This is a genomic window from Empedobacter sp. UBA7611 (assembly GCF_002484365.1).
Classification (GTDB): domain Bacteria; phylum Bacteroidota; class Bacteroidia; order Flavobacteriales; family Weeksellaceae; genus Empedobacter; species Empedobacter falsenii_B.
Window position 1 is genome coordinate 1 of the sequence record NZ_DLJR01000069.1, and the last position, 16,150, is coordinate 16,150.

16 protein-coding genes are annotated in these 16,150 nt (G+C 30.3%); 11 read left to right on the top strand and 5 right to left on the bottom strand.

Going from position 1 to position 16,150, the window contains the following annotated elements; genetic code table 11:
- Window positions 1-289: 289 nt before the first annotated feature.
- Window positions 290-679, bottom strand: coding sequence for a hypothetical protein (locus B3R94_RS11900; RefSeq protein WP_291101027.1), 390 nt, complete (start codon window positions 677-679; stop codon window positions 290-292).
- Window positions 680-713: 34 nt separating this feature from the next.
- Window positions 714-968 (bottom strand): hypothetical protein, encoded by a 255-nt coding sequence (locus tag B3R94_RS11905; protein WP_038334370.1) that lies wholly within the window; start codon window positions 966-968, stop codon window positions 714-716.
- Window positions 969-1,090: 122 nt separating this feature from the next.
- Between B3R94_RS11905 and ligA the strand changes: the two genes are divergently transcribed.
- Both ligA and B3R94_RS11915 read left to right on the top strand, forming a co-directional pair.
- A complete protein-coding gene (gene ligA / locus B3R94_RS11910; protein WP_291101030.1) occupies window positions 1,091-3,085 on the top strand; it encodes an NAD-dependent DNA ligase LigA in 1,995 nt (664 codons plus the stop codon).
- A complete protein-coding gene (locus B3R94_RS11915; protein WP_219034626.1) occupies window positions 3,085-3,642 on the top strand; it encodes a hypothetical protein in 558 nt (185 codons plus the stop codon). The genes ligA and B3R94_RS11915 overlap by 1 nt, the downstream gene beginning before the upstream one ends.
- Before the next feature lie 31 nt (window positions 3,643-3,673).
- Here the strand turns inward: B3R94_RS11915 and B3R94_RS11920 are convergent, their stop codons facing one another.
- On the bottom strand, window positions 3,674-4,309 hold the full coding sequence (locus B3R94_RS11920; RefSeq protein ID WP_291101033.1) for a hypothetical protein: 636 nt from the start codon (window positions 4,307-4,309) through the stop codon (window positions 3,674-3,676).
- Window positions 4,310-4,563: 254 nt separating this feature from the next.
- Complete coding sequence (locus B3R94_RS11925) at window positions 4,564-4,857, bottom strand: hypothetical protein (protein WP_291101035.1); 294 nt, start codon at window positions 4,855-4,857, stop codon at window positions 4,564-4,566.
- 361 nt (window positions 4,858-5,218) lie between these two features.
- Between B3R94_RS11925 and B3R94_RS11930 the strand changes: the two genes are divergently transcribed.
- The 7 genes from B3R94_RS11930 (at window position 5,219) to B3R94_RS11955 (ending at window position 13,062) form a co-directional block, all read left to right on the top strand.
- The gene (locus B3R94_RS11930; protein ID WP_291101037.1) at window positions 5,219-6,097 is read left to right on the top strand and encodes an IS982 family transposase; all 879 of its coding nucleotides are present in this window, start codon (window positions 5,219-5,221) and stop codon (window positions 6,095-6,097) included.
- Window positions 6,098-6,171: 74 nt separating this feature from the next.
- Window positions 6,172-6,318, top strand: a complete 147-nt coding sequence (locus tag B3R94_RS14290) for a hypothetical protein (protein ID WP_407933552.1) — start codon at window positions 6,172-6,174, stop codon at window positions 6,316-6,318.
- A 60-nt stretch (window positions 6,319-6,378) separates the two neighbouring features.
- A complete protein-coding gene (locus tag B3R94_RS11935; RefSeq protein ID WP_291101041.1) occupies window positions 6,379-6,549 on the top strand; it encodes a hypothetical protein in 171 nt (56 codons plus the stop codon).
- A gap of 145 nt (window positions 6,550-6,694) precedes the next feature.
- Window positions 6,695-7,366, top strand: coding sequence for a DUF4846 domain-containing protein (locus B3R94_RS11940; RefSeq protein WP_291101160.1), 672 nt, complete (start codon window positions 6,695-6,697; stop codon window positions 7,364-7,366).
- Window positions 7,367-7,417: 51 nt separating this feature from the next.
- On the top strand, window positions 7,418-10,864 hold the full coding sequence (locus tag B3R94_RS11945; RefSeq protein ID WP_291101044.1) for an ATP-dependent helicase: 3,447 nt from the start codon (window positions 7,418-7,420) through the stop codon (window positions 10,862-10,864).
- Window positions 10,865-10,926: 62 nt separating this feature from the next.
- Window positions 10,927-12,210, top strand: coding sequence for a glutamate-1-semialdehyde 2,1-aminomutase (gene hemL, locus B3R94_RS11950; protein WP_291101047.1), 1,284 nt, complete (start codon window positions 10,927-10,929; stop codon window positions 12,208-12,210).
- A gap of 294 nt (window positions 12,211-12,504) precedes the next feature.
- Window positions 12,505-13,062 (top strand): hypothetical protein, encoded by a 558-nt coding sequence (locus B3R94_RS11955; protein ID WP_038334399.1) that lies wholly within the window; start codon window positions 12,505-12,507, stop codon window positions 13,060-13,062.
- Between the two features lie 31 nt (window positions 13,063-13,093).
- On the opposite strand, the gene B3R94_RS11960 is transcribed toward B3R94_RS11955, so the two are convergent.
- Complete coding sequence (locus B3R94_RS11960) at window positions 13,094-13,408, bottom strand: DUF4286 family protein (protein ID WP_125349519.1); 315 nt, start codon at window positions 13,406-13,408, stop codon at window positions 13,094-13,096.
- 111 nt (window positions 13,409-13,519) lie between these two features.
- Between B3R94_RS11960 and B3R94_RS11965 the strand changes: the two genes are divergently transcribed.
- Both B3R94_RS11965 and B3R94_RS11970 read left to right on the top strand, forming a co-directional pair.
- Entirely contained in the window at window positions 13,520-14,902 is a 1,383-nt protein-coding gene (locus B3R94_RS11965; protein WP_038334410.1) for a dipeptidase, read from the top strand.
- A 96-nt stretch (window positions 14,903-14,998) separates the two neighbouring features.
- On the top strand, window positions 14,999-16,150 hold the full coding sequence (locus tag B3R94_RS11970) for an FAD-dependent monooxygenase (protein WP_291101053.1): 1,152 nt from the start codon (window positions 14,999-15,001) through the stop codon (window positions 16,148-16,150).

Here is a 16,150-nt window from a genome sequence, read left to right on the forward strand (position 1 = left end):
ATACAAATGCACTACCGGTATATAATACAATATAAGATCAATAAATTATACAAGCATATTTTATTTATACTTAAATTATCTTCGAAAACGAATTATCATATTCGTAAAATAGAAGAAAATCAGTCCAAATTGGCATTATACAGAGGCTTTTGAAGAGTTTAAATTATTAATTAACTCAAAAAACAATATCATTATTAGGATAAAAATATTTAAAACACTGTAAAAATAAATTCTATCTAATCATCTTCGAGAGCAAATTATGAATATCGTAAACGAAAAAAGTCAAACTTTACAAAGTTTGACTTTTTAATTTATATTTCTTATAATGATGAATTAACACAAAAATGGACGAAAATAACCAAATCCAATAACCAAAAAGTGGTAAATCATATTCATGTATTTGTAAAATATTTATTCTTGTCAAATGATTAATTCCGTATAATGACATTTGAATAACAGCGATAATACCTAATATTAATCCTATTTTTTTCTTATAAAAAATCCAAGAAAATAATAATGTAAAGTTCCCTAACCAACAGATAAAATCAATTGGCAACTCTGATATCGTTATATATCCTAATATTAGATATGCAATTCCTAAATATTCTGCTTTAGACTCTCCAGAATAATATTCAACAAAATTAAAATTTAATAAATGAACAAGCAAAATTAAACTCACCAAATAAGTTAAAATACTTACAAATAAAAACAGATTACTTTTCCAATTTAGCTTCAAACTCTTCTATTTGCTTTTCCAGTTTTTTATTCTCTTTTTCCAATTTGTTTTGAGGACTAAACATTGCATAAACTAGCAAGCCTACTCCTACCCCCACAACAGCTCCAATTTTTTCGTTTTTGTTAATTGCTTTCGAAATTGCAATTCCTGCTGCTGCTCCAGTTGTTACGATAGAAACTGTATTTTCAAAACCTTTTGATTTTGTGTCCAAAACTTCCAATAAATTATTCATAGTTGATTATTTTTTTCAATAAACGTTGCAATAAATATTCCTAAATATAAATCATTCCAAATTATTTTAAAAATTGTTCGTATTAATTCAAGTGTTTATCTTTGTTCGGTAACATTTTTAGAATGGAAATACAAGACAAAATTTTAGCGCTTCGAGAAGAGCTTACTCAGCATAATTATAATTATTACGTTTTAGATAATCCGACAATTTCTGATTTCGAATTTGATTTGAAATTGAAAGAATTAAAACGATTAGAAGACGAAAATCCTATCTTTTTTGATGTTAATTCCCCTACACAACGCGTTGGTGGAATGGTTACAAAAAATTTTCCGACGATTACACACGAATTTAGAATGTATTCGTTAGACAATTCATATTCAGTTGAAGATTTACAAGATTGGGAAAAACGAATTGAGAAAACGTTAGGTGAAAAAGTAGAATTTGTTTGCGAATTGAAATATGACGGCGCTTCGATTTCTATTTTATACGAAAATGGTGAATTGACGCAGGCTGTAACGCGTGGAGATGGAACACAAGGTGATGAAATCACGAATAATATTCGTACGATACAATCTGTCCCTTTAAAATTGAAAGGAAATTATCCTGAACGTTTTTATATGCGTGGAGAAATTACAATTCCGCTCAATAAATTTGCTTCAATTAATGAAGAACGCGCTAATAATGGTTTAGAATTGTATGCAAATCCTCGAAATACCGCTTCTGGATCATTAAAATTACAAGATAATACCGAAGTTGCGAAACGTGGTTTACAATGCTTTCCGTATTATTTTATCGGAAATAATTTGCCTTATTCTACGCAATGGGAAATGCTACAAGCCGCTGATGAATTAGGTTTTAAGATTCCGCATACGTCAAAATTATGTACTTCTTTGGAAGAAGTTTTGGCTTTTGTAGATCATTGGGATATCGAACGCAAAAATTTACCTTACGAAACGGACGGAATTGTGATCAAAGTGAATTCTTTTTCGCAACAAGATGAATTAGGTTATACTGCGAAATCTCCACGTTGGGCAATGGCGTATAAATTTAAAGCTGAAGCTGCCGAAACCGAATTATTGAGCATCGATTATCAAGTTGGTCGTACTGGAGCGATTACGCCTGTTGCAAATCTTGCACCTGTTTCTTTGGCTGGAACAATCGTAAAACGTGCTTCTGTCCACAACGAAGATATTATTAAAAAGTTGGATATCCGCATTGGTGATATGGTTTATGTGGAAAAAGGCGGCGAAATTATTCCGAAAATTGTTGGTGTTAATACTGATGTTCGCAAACCTGGAACGGAAGAAATCGAATTTATTAAAAATTGTCCTTCTTGCGGAACAGAATTAATTCGTAACGATGGCGAAGCACAGCATTATTGTCCAAATGAGAATGGTTGTGAGCCACAAATTATTGGAAAATTAGAGCATTTTGTTTCTCGAAAAGCAATGGATATTGAGAGTATTGGTGGTGAAACAGCAGTTTTGTTACACAAAGCAAATTTGCTAAATAACATTGCTGATTTTTATACTTTACAAAAAGAAGATATTTTGCCTTTAGAAAGAATGGCTGAAAAATCTGCTCAAAATATTATTAATTCTGTCGAAAAATCTAAAGAGCAACCTTTCGAAAAGGTGTTGTATGCAATTGGAATTCGTCATGTTGGTGAAACGGTTGCAAAAAAATTAGTCAAACATTTTCAAACTATTGATCGTTTGATGAATGCAACAATGGAAGAATTGGTTTCTGTAACAGATGTTGGAGAAAAAATTGCAATTTCGATTAAGGAATATTTTAAAGAAGAACAACATCAAATTTTGATTCAACGTTTACGTGATTATGGATTGAATTTCGAGGTTGGTGAAGAAGCAAAACCTTTGTCAGATTCTTTGGAAGGCAAAACGTTTCTGTTTACAGGAACTTTGACAAAATTCAATCGAACTGATGCGCAAAAAATGGTGGAAGATCATGGCGGGAAAAATATTTCTGCAGTTTCTAAAAACTTAAATTTCTTGGTTGCTGGCGACAAAGCTGGAAGTAAACTGAAAAAAGCAGAAGAAATAGGAACAGTTGTCGTGTTGACGGAAGACGAATTTTTAAATATGATTAACGGCTAATGGAATCAGGATTAATTGCTGTCATTATATTCGGAATTGTATTATTGATTTTGATTCCATTTATCTATTATGGATTGCGAATGGCTGGCTACAACAAAGCTGCAATGATTGTATCACTTACGATATTTTTTATTGTGATGATTCCGATGATGAAATATGGTTACAGAAGTCAAATGTATTCCAACGATGATTTGAAAACCGATTTACATCAAGCTGGAATTGGTTTTAAAGGAAATTTAAAGATTGTATCGACAGATATTTCTGGAATTAAAAACATGAAACTAGAAACAGTTTTGATTATGGATTCTGCCGATGTCAATACAATTATTAATCGAATAGAAACTGATTCTCGCTTCAAAATTTCTCCAGAAACACTGAGTTTGAAAGAAGAGTTAGGCTCGAATGCAAAACATAAAACCAATAGAAATTATCGTTTCAAAGATAATTTTATTTTAGAAACTTACGGAATGTCTGATGATTACACGATTCGATATTCGGAACTGAAATTTAGAAAAGGAAATGACACAGTTTTCTTCAAAAAAGAAGAAGTGTATTAAAAAGATAAAATCCGTCAATTGACGGATTTTTTTATTCAAGATTATTTATTTCTGAGATATTAAAACTATGACTTTTTGAATTTTCAATTTTCCTTTTAATAATAGTGGAATCTACTTTCAATGTGTCAAAATTGAATGTTCGAGGTTCTAAATAATATAATTCTAAAATGGAATCTTTTCTATTTATTGTTCCGAATTTATATTGTTTATTAGTAATAGTATCAAAATATATTGTGTCATTTTTCAGATAGTATTTACCAACTTCTCGTGATGGGAAAAAACAAAACGAATTTACAATATAAATACTATCTGATTTAAAATGATAGCTGATACCGCAACTTGCGGTTCCTTCACTAAAAGCAAATAATTTATCCTTACCATAAATTGTATTATCAGTAATTATTCCTGATGGATATAGAAAAACTAAAGTCAAAAAAACAGTGCTAATAAAAACAGGTATTCCTTTTTTGAAATTTCTTTCAGCATCATCAAAATATTTATACAACTTTAGTATTGTAGAAATAATTAATCCTACGAATAAAATAAGCTCTATTAAATATAAAACAATCGCGAAAATTCCAGTTTCATGAATCCAAAAATGTTGTGTATTAATTAATAGAAACAATAACACTAAAGAACAAAAATGAAATGGATATAGTTTGAACATAAAACAAGTTAATCAAATTGTAATATAGCTATTATAAATCATTTATTTATAATTATTTTCCATCTTAATTATCTCATCAAATTCGTCCAAAGTATCTTTACTTTCAGTTTTGTAATTTTTAGATTTTCCTATAAAATGAATCAATTTTCTATCTTCAAAATAATAACGAAATTCTTCAATTTTCGATTTTTTATCATCAAATCCTTTCCAATATAAAGGAAAATTATAAGTGTATCTTGTTCAAAAACAAAAGACTATTTATCATTTAACAAATAATATTCGGCTAAATATTGACCTGATTCTCCAAATTTTCGAACCACAATTTTTTCTAATTTATCGTTCAAAAAATAATAATTAATAAAACCACCTTCGGTAGAATCATCAGTTTCAATTTCTTTTATTTTTGTCCAATTTTTAATTGAATTAATTCGACTAAAATTTGCTTTGTTTGTTTTGATTTCTTCACTTTTAATTTTGTCATTTTTCTGAGCAAAAGAAGTCATCACAGAAAATGTAACGACTGCGAAAAAGAATATTATTTTTTTCATCTAAATCAATATTTTATATAAACTATATGAGTAAAATTAGAGTATTTATTTTCGATATATTTTTACAAATCCTTTTATTAAGCTAAACACACCGATTATAAATCCTATGAGGATAAGAAGAAATCTAACAAGTAAAAAATATACATCATAATCATTTTTGTTATAATCCAAATTATAGCCATATCCAGTCGAGAATATTCCTATAATAAAAACACAGAGCGAACAGATAAAAAGTTTTGTATATCGATTTTGTTTGAACATCTTTAAATATTTCTACCCGTTGTGCATTTTGATTAATAAAGAATAAAGTTGTTCATTTGATTGAAAATCAGTAAATTGTTTTAACTACAAAACATTTACAATGAACAACTTACTTGCAAATTACGAAAGAATATTGGAAGTTCTACGAAAAATATCAACAGATACACTTTTAATTTATCAACGTAGAAGACCTAAACTTTTTGATTTAGAACTCATCAGTCTTGTCTTAACCGCTGAATTTATGGGTCTTGATAGTGAAAATCATTTATTTCGAAATCTTCCTAATGCGTTAAGTTGTAAAATTGAGCGTAGTATTTACAATCGTAGAAAACGTAGATTATCAGGGCAAATTAATAGTATTCGCCTCAAATTAGCGAAAGAATTTAATGAATTTGAAACTTGTTTCATCGTTGATAGTATGCCGTTGGAAGTGTGTAAAATAGCAAGAATTAATCGCTCGAAAATTTGCAAAGAACATCAGTATAGTGCACCAAATAGAGGTTTTTGTGCTTCTCAGCAAATGTCTTTTTATGGCTATAAACTTCATGCTATTTGTTCTTTAAATGGTGTTTTCCAGAGTATTGATATCAGTCCCGCATCTGTTCATGACATTCATTTTTTGAAAGATGTTAAAACTCAAATGTATGATTGTGTGCTACTTGGGGACAAAGGTTATTTGTCACAAACAATTCAAATTGACTTATTTAATGAAGCTAATATTCGATTAGAAACACCGAAAAGATCCAATCAAAAAGAGTATAAACCTCAGTTTTATCTCTTCAAAAAGTACCGAAAAAGAATTGAAACTTTATTTTCTCAACTATGCGATCAGTTTATGATTAGACGAAATTATGCAAAGACTTTCGAAGGGTTTAAAACCAGAATTTTAGCTAAAATTACTGCACTTACTGTGGTTCAGTACATTAATAAAACATACTTTAATCGAAATATTAATAATCTAAAAACTCAAATTATTTAAAATGCACAACGGGTATATTTCTATAAAATTCAATAAAATATACTAATTTTCAATCAATAATAATAGTGAATTTTATGCAATTTAGAGTCGCTCGACATACCAACCAAATCAATGAAATCAGGGATTTTTATATAAAAGTTTTAAGTTTTGAAATCCTTGGAAAGTTTAAAAATCACAATGGATATGATGACATTTTTATTGGAAAATCAGATTTAAGCTAGCATTTAGAATTTACAACAACTCACGAAAATATCGATCATCACTTTGATGAAGACAATTGTTTGGTATTTTATCCAACAACGCAACAAGAATATGACGAAATCGTTGAGCGTTTAGAACTTCATCAAATCAAACAAATAAAATCTAAAAATCCATATTGGAATAATAACGGAATTTCATTCTTAGATCCTGATGGATTTGTTGTCCTTGTTTCACCTTTGAGAATTAAATAATTTGAAAAAATATATCTGCTTCATATTGCCATTTTTCATTTTCAGTTGTAAAGATGAAAATTCTACGAATTCTAAAAATCATCAAGATTCAATTCAAAAAATTGTTGAGAAATAAAGTTTTATCAACGAAAAAGCGGATAAAATAATTGATCGATATTCAGTACCAAAAGGTTTTCAAAGAGAAAATTATAATCAAAATGAATTCGGATATTTTCTACAACATTTGCAATTGAAAGACTTTGGAACACTTGTAAAATTCTATAATGGAAACGAAAAACCTGTAAATAATGTGTACAATGCGGTGATTGATTTACCGATTGGAAACAAAGATTTACATCAATGTGCAGATGCAACAATGCGTTTGAGAGCTGATTTTCTCTACCAACAAAAGCGTTATGATGAAATCTCTTTCAACTTTTTATCGGACGGAAAACCACGCAAATTTACAGATTTTGCAAATGGAGATTATTCACCAGAAAATTATTGGAAGTATTTGGAATATGTTTTCAGTTATGCGAATACAGCTTCTCTAAAAAATCAATTAGAGTCGGTAAAATATAATCAAGTAAAAATTGGAGATATTCTTTTACAACAAGGAAATCCTTATGGACATGCTGTTATGGTAGTTGATTTAGCAAAAAATGAACAAGGCGAAAAAATTGTTTTACTCGCCCAAAGTTATATGCCAGCTCAAGAAATTCAAATTCTTAATAATCCAATGGATAAAAAATTAAATCCTTGGTATAAATTACAACAAGGTAAAATTAAAACTCCAGAATGGTTGTTTACAAGTGATGATTGGAAAACGTGGGATTAAACGTCTTTTTAATACAATATTTAGTCTTAATTTTACACCAAATTAATCGCCGTGAATCGAGAAGAAATAGGAAATCAACTGCTAAATGAAGTTTTACAAATTCAACTTGCCAATAAACCAATCAATTCTAAATATTTAGATTTAAAACGTTTGGTTGAAAATATTGCATTTGAGTTAACAAAAAACGAAGCTTTACAGTTTTCTAACTTTTTCTCGAAGCTATCTTTTATCTGTAATCAATACCAAGTTTCTACTAAAATTCATTCGTTTCGTAAAACTGCTCAACGAATTCTGAGCGAGAAATACGAACCGACAGAACACGAATATTTTACACATTATAAATATATTGCAGATTTTATTTCTTCGATTTATGAAGTAATGATTCCAGCAGAAATTATCTACTATTTTCCTGAAAAAGAATTTTATACAAACAAAATTCTTACTCGAAATCGGGTTAAAAAATTGCGTGTTCAAGTGATTGAAATTAAACGAGATTGTTTGATTTGCGATCATGAAGATAATGAAACAGAAGAAAATATTACAGTTCAAATTGATGAGGATGGCGTAAATGAAAACTTTACTTCTATTGAGGATTTTTGGGTTGGTGCACAATTAAATTTAGTCAATTCGACGATTGATGAAGAAGGAATTTATCATCCACGTTTTATCATTCTCGAACCAGATTATTTGGTTGATATTTCGGCAATTGCTGAATGTTTTCAGGATTATGGAACTTCTGAATTGCATTATATTCAGAAAAAATTTGAAGAAGCGCCAAATAGTAAACACATTCGTTTAGGGAATTTTGCCAATTCAGTAGTCGATCATTTTTCAACGGAAAACATTGAAAACACAGATTTTAATGATATTTTCAAGAATGATTTCAAAAATTATCCATTAGAATATACGGCTTGCAACGATCTAGCGAATCCACAAGACTTGAAAGATTATTATCTGGAAGCTAAAGGTCATTTTGACCGTATTCAAAAAGTGTTGACGGAGGATTTTCCTCAATATGATATTTCGTTGGATCGTGCATTAATAGAGCCTTCATTTTTGTGCGAACAATATGGTATTCAGGGTCGTTTGGATTTATTAGACATTAATCCCGAAGGAAAAAATAAAATTATCGAGTTGAAATCTGGTGGTGCACCTTTTCCTGATGACGGAAAAAGTGTCAAGCCAAATCATGCGACGCAACTCTTTTTATATTACCAAATTATTGGTGTTTTGTATGATTTAGAGTTTAAAGATGTCACAAAAAACACCGAAGGTTATATCTTCTATTCGAAAGTATATCAAGGAAATTTACGTTTTGATGTGCCAACTTTAGCGCGAGTTCAACGTATTTTTGATTTACGAAATCGAATAATTATCAATGAAAATCGGTTAGCAAATCATACATTAACCGATATTGAATCAACTATTTATTCGATTAAACCTGCCAATTTTATCAAACGAAAAATTAATCCTCGTTTCAAAGAAATTTTAGAAGAACAGTTGGATAAATTTATCTATCCGATCAAAAATAGTTCACCGTTAGAAAAAGCTTATTTTTATTCGTTTACGAATTTCATTGCGAAAGAGCAATATATGGCGAAACTTGGTTTGGGACAATCAACTTCTAACAACGGTTTGGCGAGTTTATGGCTGAATACTTTCGAAGAAAAAAACAATAATTTCGAGATTATTTATGATTTAGAAATTATAGAAAATCATATTTCTGATCCAAAACGTGAAATCAAGTTAAAAAGAACCAATCCTGCGAATGATTTTATTTCGATTCGCGAAGGTGATATTTGCATTCTTTATCCAAGAAATAATTTCAAAGATTCAGTTTTAACAAATCAGGTTTTTAAATGTACCATCAAAAGTATTTCGAGAGAATTTATTGTGTTACGTTTTCGTTATCAACAACCTAATACACGCTTTTTTGATTCGTTTGATTCATCAGGAAAATGGGCTTTGGAGCGCGATTTTATGGATTCTTCTTTTGTTTCGATGTACCGAAATCTGTATGGATTAATTCATTCTTCGAAAGCAAAAAAAGATTTGATTTTAACGCAATCTATTCCAAGAAATCAAATGGATTATGCGTATTTTAACTCAAATCTTTCGGATGAACAAAATCGAATCTTGAAAAAAGCGCTTTCTTCTAAAGATTATTTCTTGTTGAATGGACCTCCAGGAACAGGAAAAACATCGATTATCATCAAAGAGTTGGTAAAAGAAATCTACGAGAAACAAGATTGTAATATTTTGCTTTTGGCGTATACAAATCGTGCGGTTGATGAATTATGTGAATCGATAAATTCGGCTATTTCTGATCAAATTGAACAAAAATTTATTCGAATTGGAAACGAATTATCTACTTCTCCTGAATTCCATTCAAATTTATTGAATAAAATTATCGAGCAAAAAGATGCTGATTTAGAGCAAAAAGGAGAAAAATTTTCGAGAAAAACGATTCAAGATATTATTCGTAAACAACGCATTTTTGTTTCGACGGTTGCTTCAATTTCGAGTAAAAATGATATTCTGAAATTAAAGAAATTTGATACAATTATTATTGATGAAGCTTCACAAATTTTAGAACCACAAATTGTTGGAATTCTACCAAAAGCAGAACGTTTTATCATGATTGGTGATCACAAACAGTTGCCTGCAATTGTTTTGCAAAATCCTGAATTAGCAAAAACGAACAACGAATTATTAGAAAATATTGGTTTAATCAATCGTAAAAACTCAATTTTCGAACGTTTGTACGAATTTTGTGAACGAAATAATTACGAAAATGCATTTGATCAATTAACTTATCAAGGAAGAATGCATGCAGAAATCGCGGATTTTCCGAACAATTATTTTTATGATGGAAAATTAAATGTTGCTTATGATATTCCTAATTTGAATGATGAGGTTAAGCAAAGTTTAAATCGTCAACGTGCAGATTTACATTTCGAAAACTACAATCAATCAAATGATTTACAGAATTTTATCACCAATCATCGTTTTGCGTTTATCAATGTGGACGAAAATCCTTATTTGCCTTCAACAAATGAGCAAGAAGCCGATTTCATTGTCAAATTTGTACAAGAAATTATTCATTTATACGAAATCAATAAAAAAGAATTTGATCCGAAGAAAACGATTGGAATTATTGCACCTTTCCGTAATCAAATTGCATTAATTAAACAGAAATTAGAATTAGCAAATATTCCAAATCATGAACAAATTACAGTTGATACTGTTGAGCGTTACCAAGGAAGTCAGCGCGATATTATTTTGTATAGTTTTGCGGTAACATATCATTCACAATTGAATGCGTTGGTGAATATGAATGACCAAGGAAATGTTGACCGAAAACTAAATGTGGCGTTAACACGTGCAAAAGAGCAATTATTTTTGATTGGAAATCAAACGATTTTGAAAGAAAATCAATTGATTAAAACATTAATTGAGTATTTAGAAAATAAATCTTCACATAAACTTATAATCTAATCAAAATCACTTCATAATTCATTTAAGATTCAGTAAATTTGTGCAACTATTTTTGTAAAATTATGTTGTATCAAAGAAGTAGCGCATTATTCAAAGACGCGCAAGAATATATTCCAGGAGGTGTAAATTCTCCTGTTCGTGCATTTAAATCTGTTGGAGGAACGCCAATTTTTATCAAAAAAGCCGAAGGTGCTTATATTTATGATGAAGATGGACGTGCTTACGTAGATTACATCAATTCTTGGGGACCAATGATTATTGGGCATACAGATCCGCGTGTTTTGAATGCGACTGTTGAACAAATGAAAAATGGTTTTTCTTTTGGTACACCAACTGAATTGGAAACTGAAATTGCTAAGTTAATCACATCCGTTGTTCCAAATATCGACATGGTTCGTATGGTGAACTCTGGTACAGAAGCGTGTATGTCTGCAATTCGTTTGGCAAGAGGTTATACAAATCGTGATAAAATTGTAAAATTTGAAGGTTGTTACCACGGACATTCAGATTCATTTTTGATTAAAGCTGGTTCTGGTGCTGCAACTTTTGGAAATCCAAATTCTCCAGGTGTAACGCAAGGAACAGCGAAAGATACGTTGTTGGCAGAATACAATAATTTGGAAGATGTAAAAGCTTTATTCGAACAAAATAAAGATGAAATTGCAGCTATTATTGTTGAGCCAATCGCAGGAAACATGGGATGTATTGTTCCAGAAAAAGGTTTCTTAGAAGGATTAAGACAAATTTGTGATGCGAACGGTGCTTTATTAATTTTTGATGAGGTAATGACAGGTTTCCGTCAAGCGATGGGAGGTTCGCAAGAACGTTTAAATATCAATGCGGATATCGTTACATTTGGTAAAGTAATTGGTGGTGGTTTCCCTGTTGGAGCTTTTGCTGCTCGTCGCGAAATCATGAATCACCTTGCTCCTCTTGGTCCTGTTTATCAAGCTGGAACTTTATCTGGAAATCCAATTGCGATGCGTGCTGGTATCACAACGTTGAATATTATTAATAATGATAGAGCATTATTTAATCGTATTGATAATGCAACAGAAACTTTAGATAACGAGATTTCTAAAATATTTGCTGAGAAAGGAATTCCTGCACATATTAATCGTTTAGGTTCGATGATGTCTGTGTTCTTTACTGAACAAACAGAAATCAAAAACTTTACAGATGTAACGAAATGTAACCATGAAAGATTCAATAAATTTTTCCATCATTTGTTGACAAACGAAGTTTACATTGCACCTTCAGGATACGAAACTTGGTTTATTTCTGATGCGATTAAAGACGCTGAAATCAATAAAACGTTAGATGCTGTAAGAAGCTTCGAAGGTTAAACATAAACAAAAAATGCAGTAGAAAAACTACTGCATTTTTTTATTCTATTTTGGAACTACATTTTTGCGTCCATCAATTTTTCTGTTTTATCAGGTGATTTGCCCATTTTCATTTTAATAACAAACGCTTTGTTTGAATTATAATTTTTCGGAAGTAAAATATCGTAATAGGTATTTTTATCTAAATCGAAACCAATTCTGAAATAATTCAACTAAAGTCAAAAAAACATAAATCAAAAATTGATAACTAAACAAATCAATGAAATTATTATATTTACTAAAATTCATAATGATATGATTACAAATTACTTTAAACTACTACTTGCATCTAGTATAATTCTTATTAATTTTGGATGTAAAGATGATGATGGTTTTTCGGAAGAAGATGTAGTTGATACTTATAATATTGTATCCTATATAGCTAATATCCCAGTCGATTTAAACAATGATAAAAAAACATCAACTAATTTGATGGATGAAATTGAAATTCTTAATAAACAAGAGAACTTTTTAGAAGTTAGACCTAAAGTAAAAATAATATCCTTTAATTTTCCTCTAACTTTATTAAATTATGATTATCCAAGTATACCAGACGGTTATGCGAATTTTGTAAAATATGGTTTTGCAACATCTACAACATTATCGGATAAAGTAATGGTTATAAAAGATAGTAGTTATACAGAAAGCAACTATACTGGTAACAAGGAAAATAAAAAAAATGTTTCTATTGAAAATTTAAAAATTATAGACAACAACCATCTGTCTACAAATATTACAAAGTCCTATTATGATTTTAGCACCAAACAATGGATTGAATTGAATATTGAAGTTATTTTTCAAAAAAGAATATAAAAAAAGCTCGAGAAAATTCTCGAGCTTTTGTTTAATTATAATCCCCTATATGTTCCATTTCACTTTCGAAACTTAGTACTTTAGTCGCGTATTTTTGCAAACTTTTTTGTTTAATTTCTGATAAAAAATTATTCTTGAATTTATCTAAAGTCAATTCATCATTCACAAATAATTGCAAAGAATAAGAAACCGCCCCAGGTTCTATATGAGAAGTTATTTTTCCTAAACGAGCACCGATAAAACAATTTGATTTCAAATAATCATTAATATGCTCTTTATGAATCCACGCAAACCAATCGTCATGCACTTCTTGTTCAACAATAAAAGTTGTATTATATAATATCATTCTCTAATTTTTTGCAAAGATACAAAGGTTTTCGCATTATATTTTTCTTGAAAAAGAAAGTCTAATCAAGATTTTATTTTTAAATTTACCTATTATTCATAACAAACAAAGATGAACAATACGCAACAATTTATACAAGAGAATAAACAACGTTTTCTTGATGAATTAATCGAATTACTTAAAATTCCTTCAGTTAGTGCTGATCCAGCCTACACACAAGACGTAAATGATGCTGCCGAAATGGTTGCAAAATATTTAAAAGAAGCAGGTGCTGATAATGTTGAAGTATGCGAAACAGAAGGTTTTCCTGTTGTTTACGGAGAAAAAATAGTTGACGCTTCAAAACCAACTGTTTTAGTTTACGGACACTACGATGTACAACCAGCTGATCCTTTAGAATTATGGGAATCTGGACCATACGAACCAGTAATCAAAAAGACAGAAATTCATCCTGACGGAGCAATTTTCGCACGTGGTTCTGCTGATGATAAAGGTCAAATGTTTATGCACGTTAAAGCTTTTGAGGCTTTAAACAAATCAAACGAATTACCTTGTAACGTTAAATTTATGATCGAAGGTGAAGAAGAAGTTGGTTCTCCTTCATTAGTAAATTTCGTTAAAAACAATAAAGAGAAATTAAAAAATGATGTGATTTTGATTTCTGATACTTCTATGATTTCAAACGAACAACCCTCTATATCAGTTGGTTTACGTGGTTTATCTTATGTAGAAGTTGAAGTAAAAGGAGCTAATCGCGATATGCACTCTGGTGTTTATGGTGGAGCTGTTCCAAATCCAATTAATGTTTTAGCAACAATGATTGGAAAATTAATCAATGAAAAAGGTCACATTACAATTCCAGGTTTTTACGAGCCAATTCTTGAATTAACTGAAGATGAAAGAGCTGATTTAGCGAAAATTCCATTTGATGTTGAAGAATACAAAAAATCTATCGGTATTGCTGATATTCAAGGAGAAGAAGGTTTTTCTACAATCGAGAGAGCGTCTATTCGTCCTACTTTAGATGTAAACGGAATTTGGGGAGGATACATTGGCGAAGGTGCTAAAACAGTTATTCCTTCTCATGCTTATGCTAAAATTTCAATGCGTTTGGTTCCAGGACAAGACCCTGAGGTTGTAACAAAACAATTTGCAGATTATTTCCCAACATTAGCGCCATCTTCAGTAGAAGTTAAAGTAAAGCCACATCACGGAGGTAAACCTTATATTTTACCAACAAATCACCCAGGTTTTATCGCTGCTAAAAAAGCATTAGCTGAAACTTTTGAGAAAGAAGCGTTAGCTGAAAGAGCTGGAGGATCTATTCCAATTGTTGCTTTATTCGAAGAAGAATTAGGAACAAAATCTGTTTTAATGGGATTTGGGTTAAACTCTGACGTTATCCACTCTCCTAACGAACATTATGGTTTATTCAATTTCTATAAAGGAATCGAAACTATTCCATATTTCTACAAATATTTTAACGAACAATAATTTTCGACAAAATAACTTCTGAAAAGCGAATCAAATTGATTCGCTTTTCTTTTTGGTTTATAGTAGAATGATTAATTTTGAACTTTATTTTTATCAATGAGTAAAAAATTCTTAATCGCTGGTGCAGGAATTGCAGGTTTAACTTTAGCAAAAGCTTTGCAAGATTTAAATTATGACTACGAAATTTTCGAGGCTTCGCCAGAAGTTCGTGGAATTGGGGCTGGTTTTGGTTTGGCCTCTAATGCAATGAAAGCATTTGAAATTCTTGGTTTAGCGGAAGAAGTTGCGCCTTTGGGACATATGCTAGAAGATTTTGAAATTCAAGATTGGAAAGAAAAAACAATTTTAAAAGCCGATACCGAACGATTGAGAAAAAACTACAACAACGAAAATTTTGCCATTCATCGCGCAGATTTACATCATTATTTAGTTTCAAAAATTGATTCGAATAAAATTAAAACGTCAAAAAAAATAAAATTCTTTGAACAAAGTTTTGAAAAAGTTGTCCTTCATTTTGAAGATGGAACTTCTACAGAAGGTGATTATTTAATTGGTGCTGATGGGATAAATTCTACAATTCGTCAACAATTGTTAAAACAGTCGACACCTCGTTATGCGGGATATATTTGTTGGCGTGCCATTGTGGAAGATAAATCGTATAACTCAAAGAAAAGTATCGAAACATGGGGACCAAATGGTCGATTTGGTTTGACTCCTCTTATCAATCATCAAATATATTGGTACGCTTGTGTCAATACAAAACTAAATTCTGAAGTTTACAACTACGCTTTAAGTGATATTAAAAATCAGTTCAAAGATTATTCGGGACAAATCAGAAATACTTTACAAAAAACGAATCCAGAAAGTATAATTGCTACGCCAATTATGGATATAAAACCGATTAATAATTATGCATTTAATCGTGTTTTATTAATTGGAGATGCAGCACATGCAACCACACCAAACATGGGGCAAGGCGCATGCATGGCGGTTGAAGATGTTTGCGTTTTGTATGATGAATTAATCAAAAAAGATACTGATATTTTGTTAGCTTTTGAACATTATAATTTACGTCGTTTGAAACGAACACATTATATTATCGATACTTCTCGTTTGGCTGGAAAAGTTGCTCAAGTTGACAATAAGTTCTTAATGAATCTCCGAAATTTTGCTTTCCGAAATTTACCACAATCTTTGATGCAAAGTCCTTTAGAAGACTTATTGGAAGAAGATTTTATGAAGATTTAG

What these genes read in the sequence shown, in the direction of transcription:
- B3R94_RS11960 (WP_125349519.1), bottom strand. Translation starts at nt 13,408, where the DNA reads ATGATATTATATAATACAACTTTTATTGTTGAACAAGAAGTGCATGAC.
- B3R94_RS11970 (WP_291101053.1), top strand. Translation starts at nt 14,999, where the DNA reads ATGAGTAAAAAATTCTTAATCGCTGGTGCAGGAATTGCAGGTTTAACT.
- B3R94_RS11905 (WP_038334370.1), bottom strand. Translation starts at nt 968, where the DNA reads ATGAATAATTTATTGGAAGTTTTGGACACAAAATCAAAAGGTTTTGAA.
- B3R94_RS11955 (WP_038334399.1), top strand. Translation starts at nt 12,505, where the DNA reads ATGATTACAAATTACTTTAAACTACTACTTGCATCTAGTATAATTCTT.
- B3R94_RS11920 (WP_291101033.1), bottom strand. Translation starts at nt 4,309, where the DNA reads ATGTTCAAACTATATCCATTTCATTTTTGTTCTTTAGTGTTATTGTTT.
- B3R94_RS11930 (WP_291101037.1), top strand. Translation starts at nt 5,219, where the DNA reads ATGAACAACTTACTTGCAAATTACGAAAGAATATTGGAAGTTCTACGA.
- B3R94_RS11965 (WP_038334410.1), top strand. Translation starts at nt 13,520, where the DNA reads ATGAACAATACGCAACAATTTATACAAGAGAATAAACAACGTTTTCTT.
- ligA (WP_291101030.1), top strand. Translation starts at nt 1,091, where the DNA reads ATGGAAATACAAGACAAAATTTTAGCGCTTCGAGAAGAGCTTACTCAG.
- hemL (WP_291101047.1), top strand. Translation starts at nt 10,927, where the DNA reads ATGTTGTATCAAAGAAGTAGCGCATTATTCAAAGACGCGCAAGAATAT.
- B3R94_RS11915 (WP_219034626.1), top strand. Translation starts at nt 3,085, where the DNA reads ATGGAATCAGGATTAATTGCTGTCATTATATTCGGAATTGTATTATTG.
- B3R94_RS14290 (WP_407933552.1), top strand. Translation starts at nt 6,172, where the DNA reads ATGCAATTTAGAGTCGCTCGACATACCAACCAAATCAATGAAATCAGG.
- B3R94_RS11925 (WP_291101035.1), bottom strand. Translation starts at nt 4,857, where the DNA reads ATGAAAAAAATAATATTCTTTTTCGCAGTCGTTACATTTTCTGTGATG.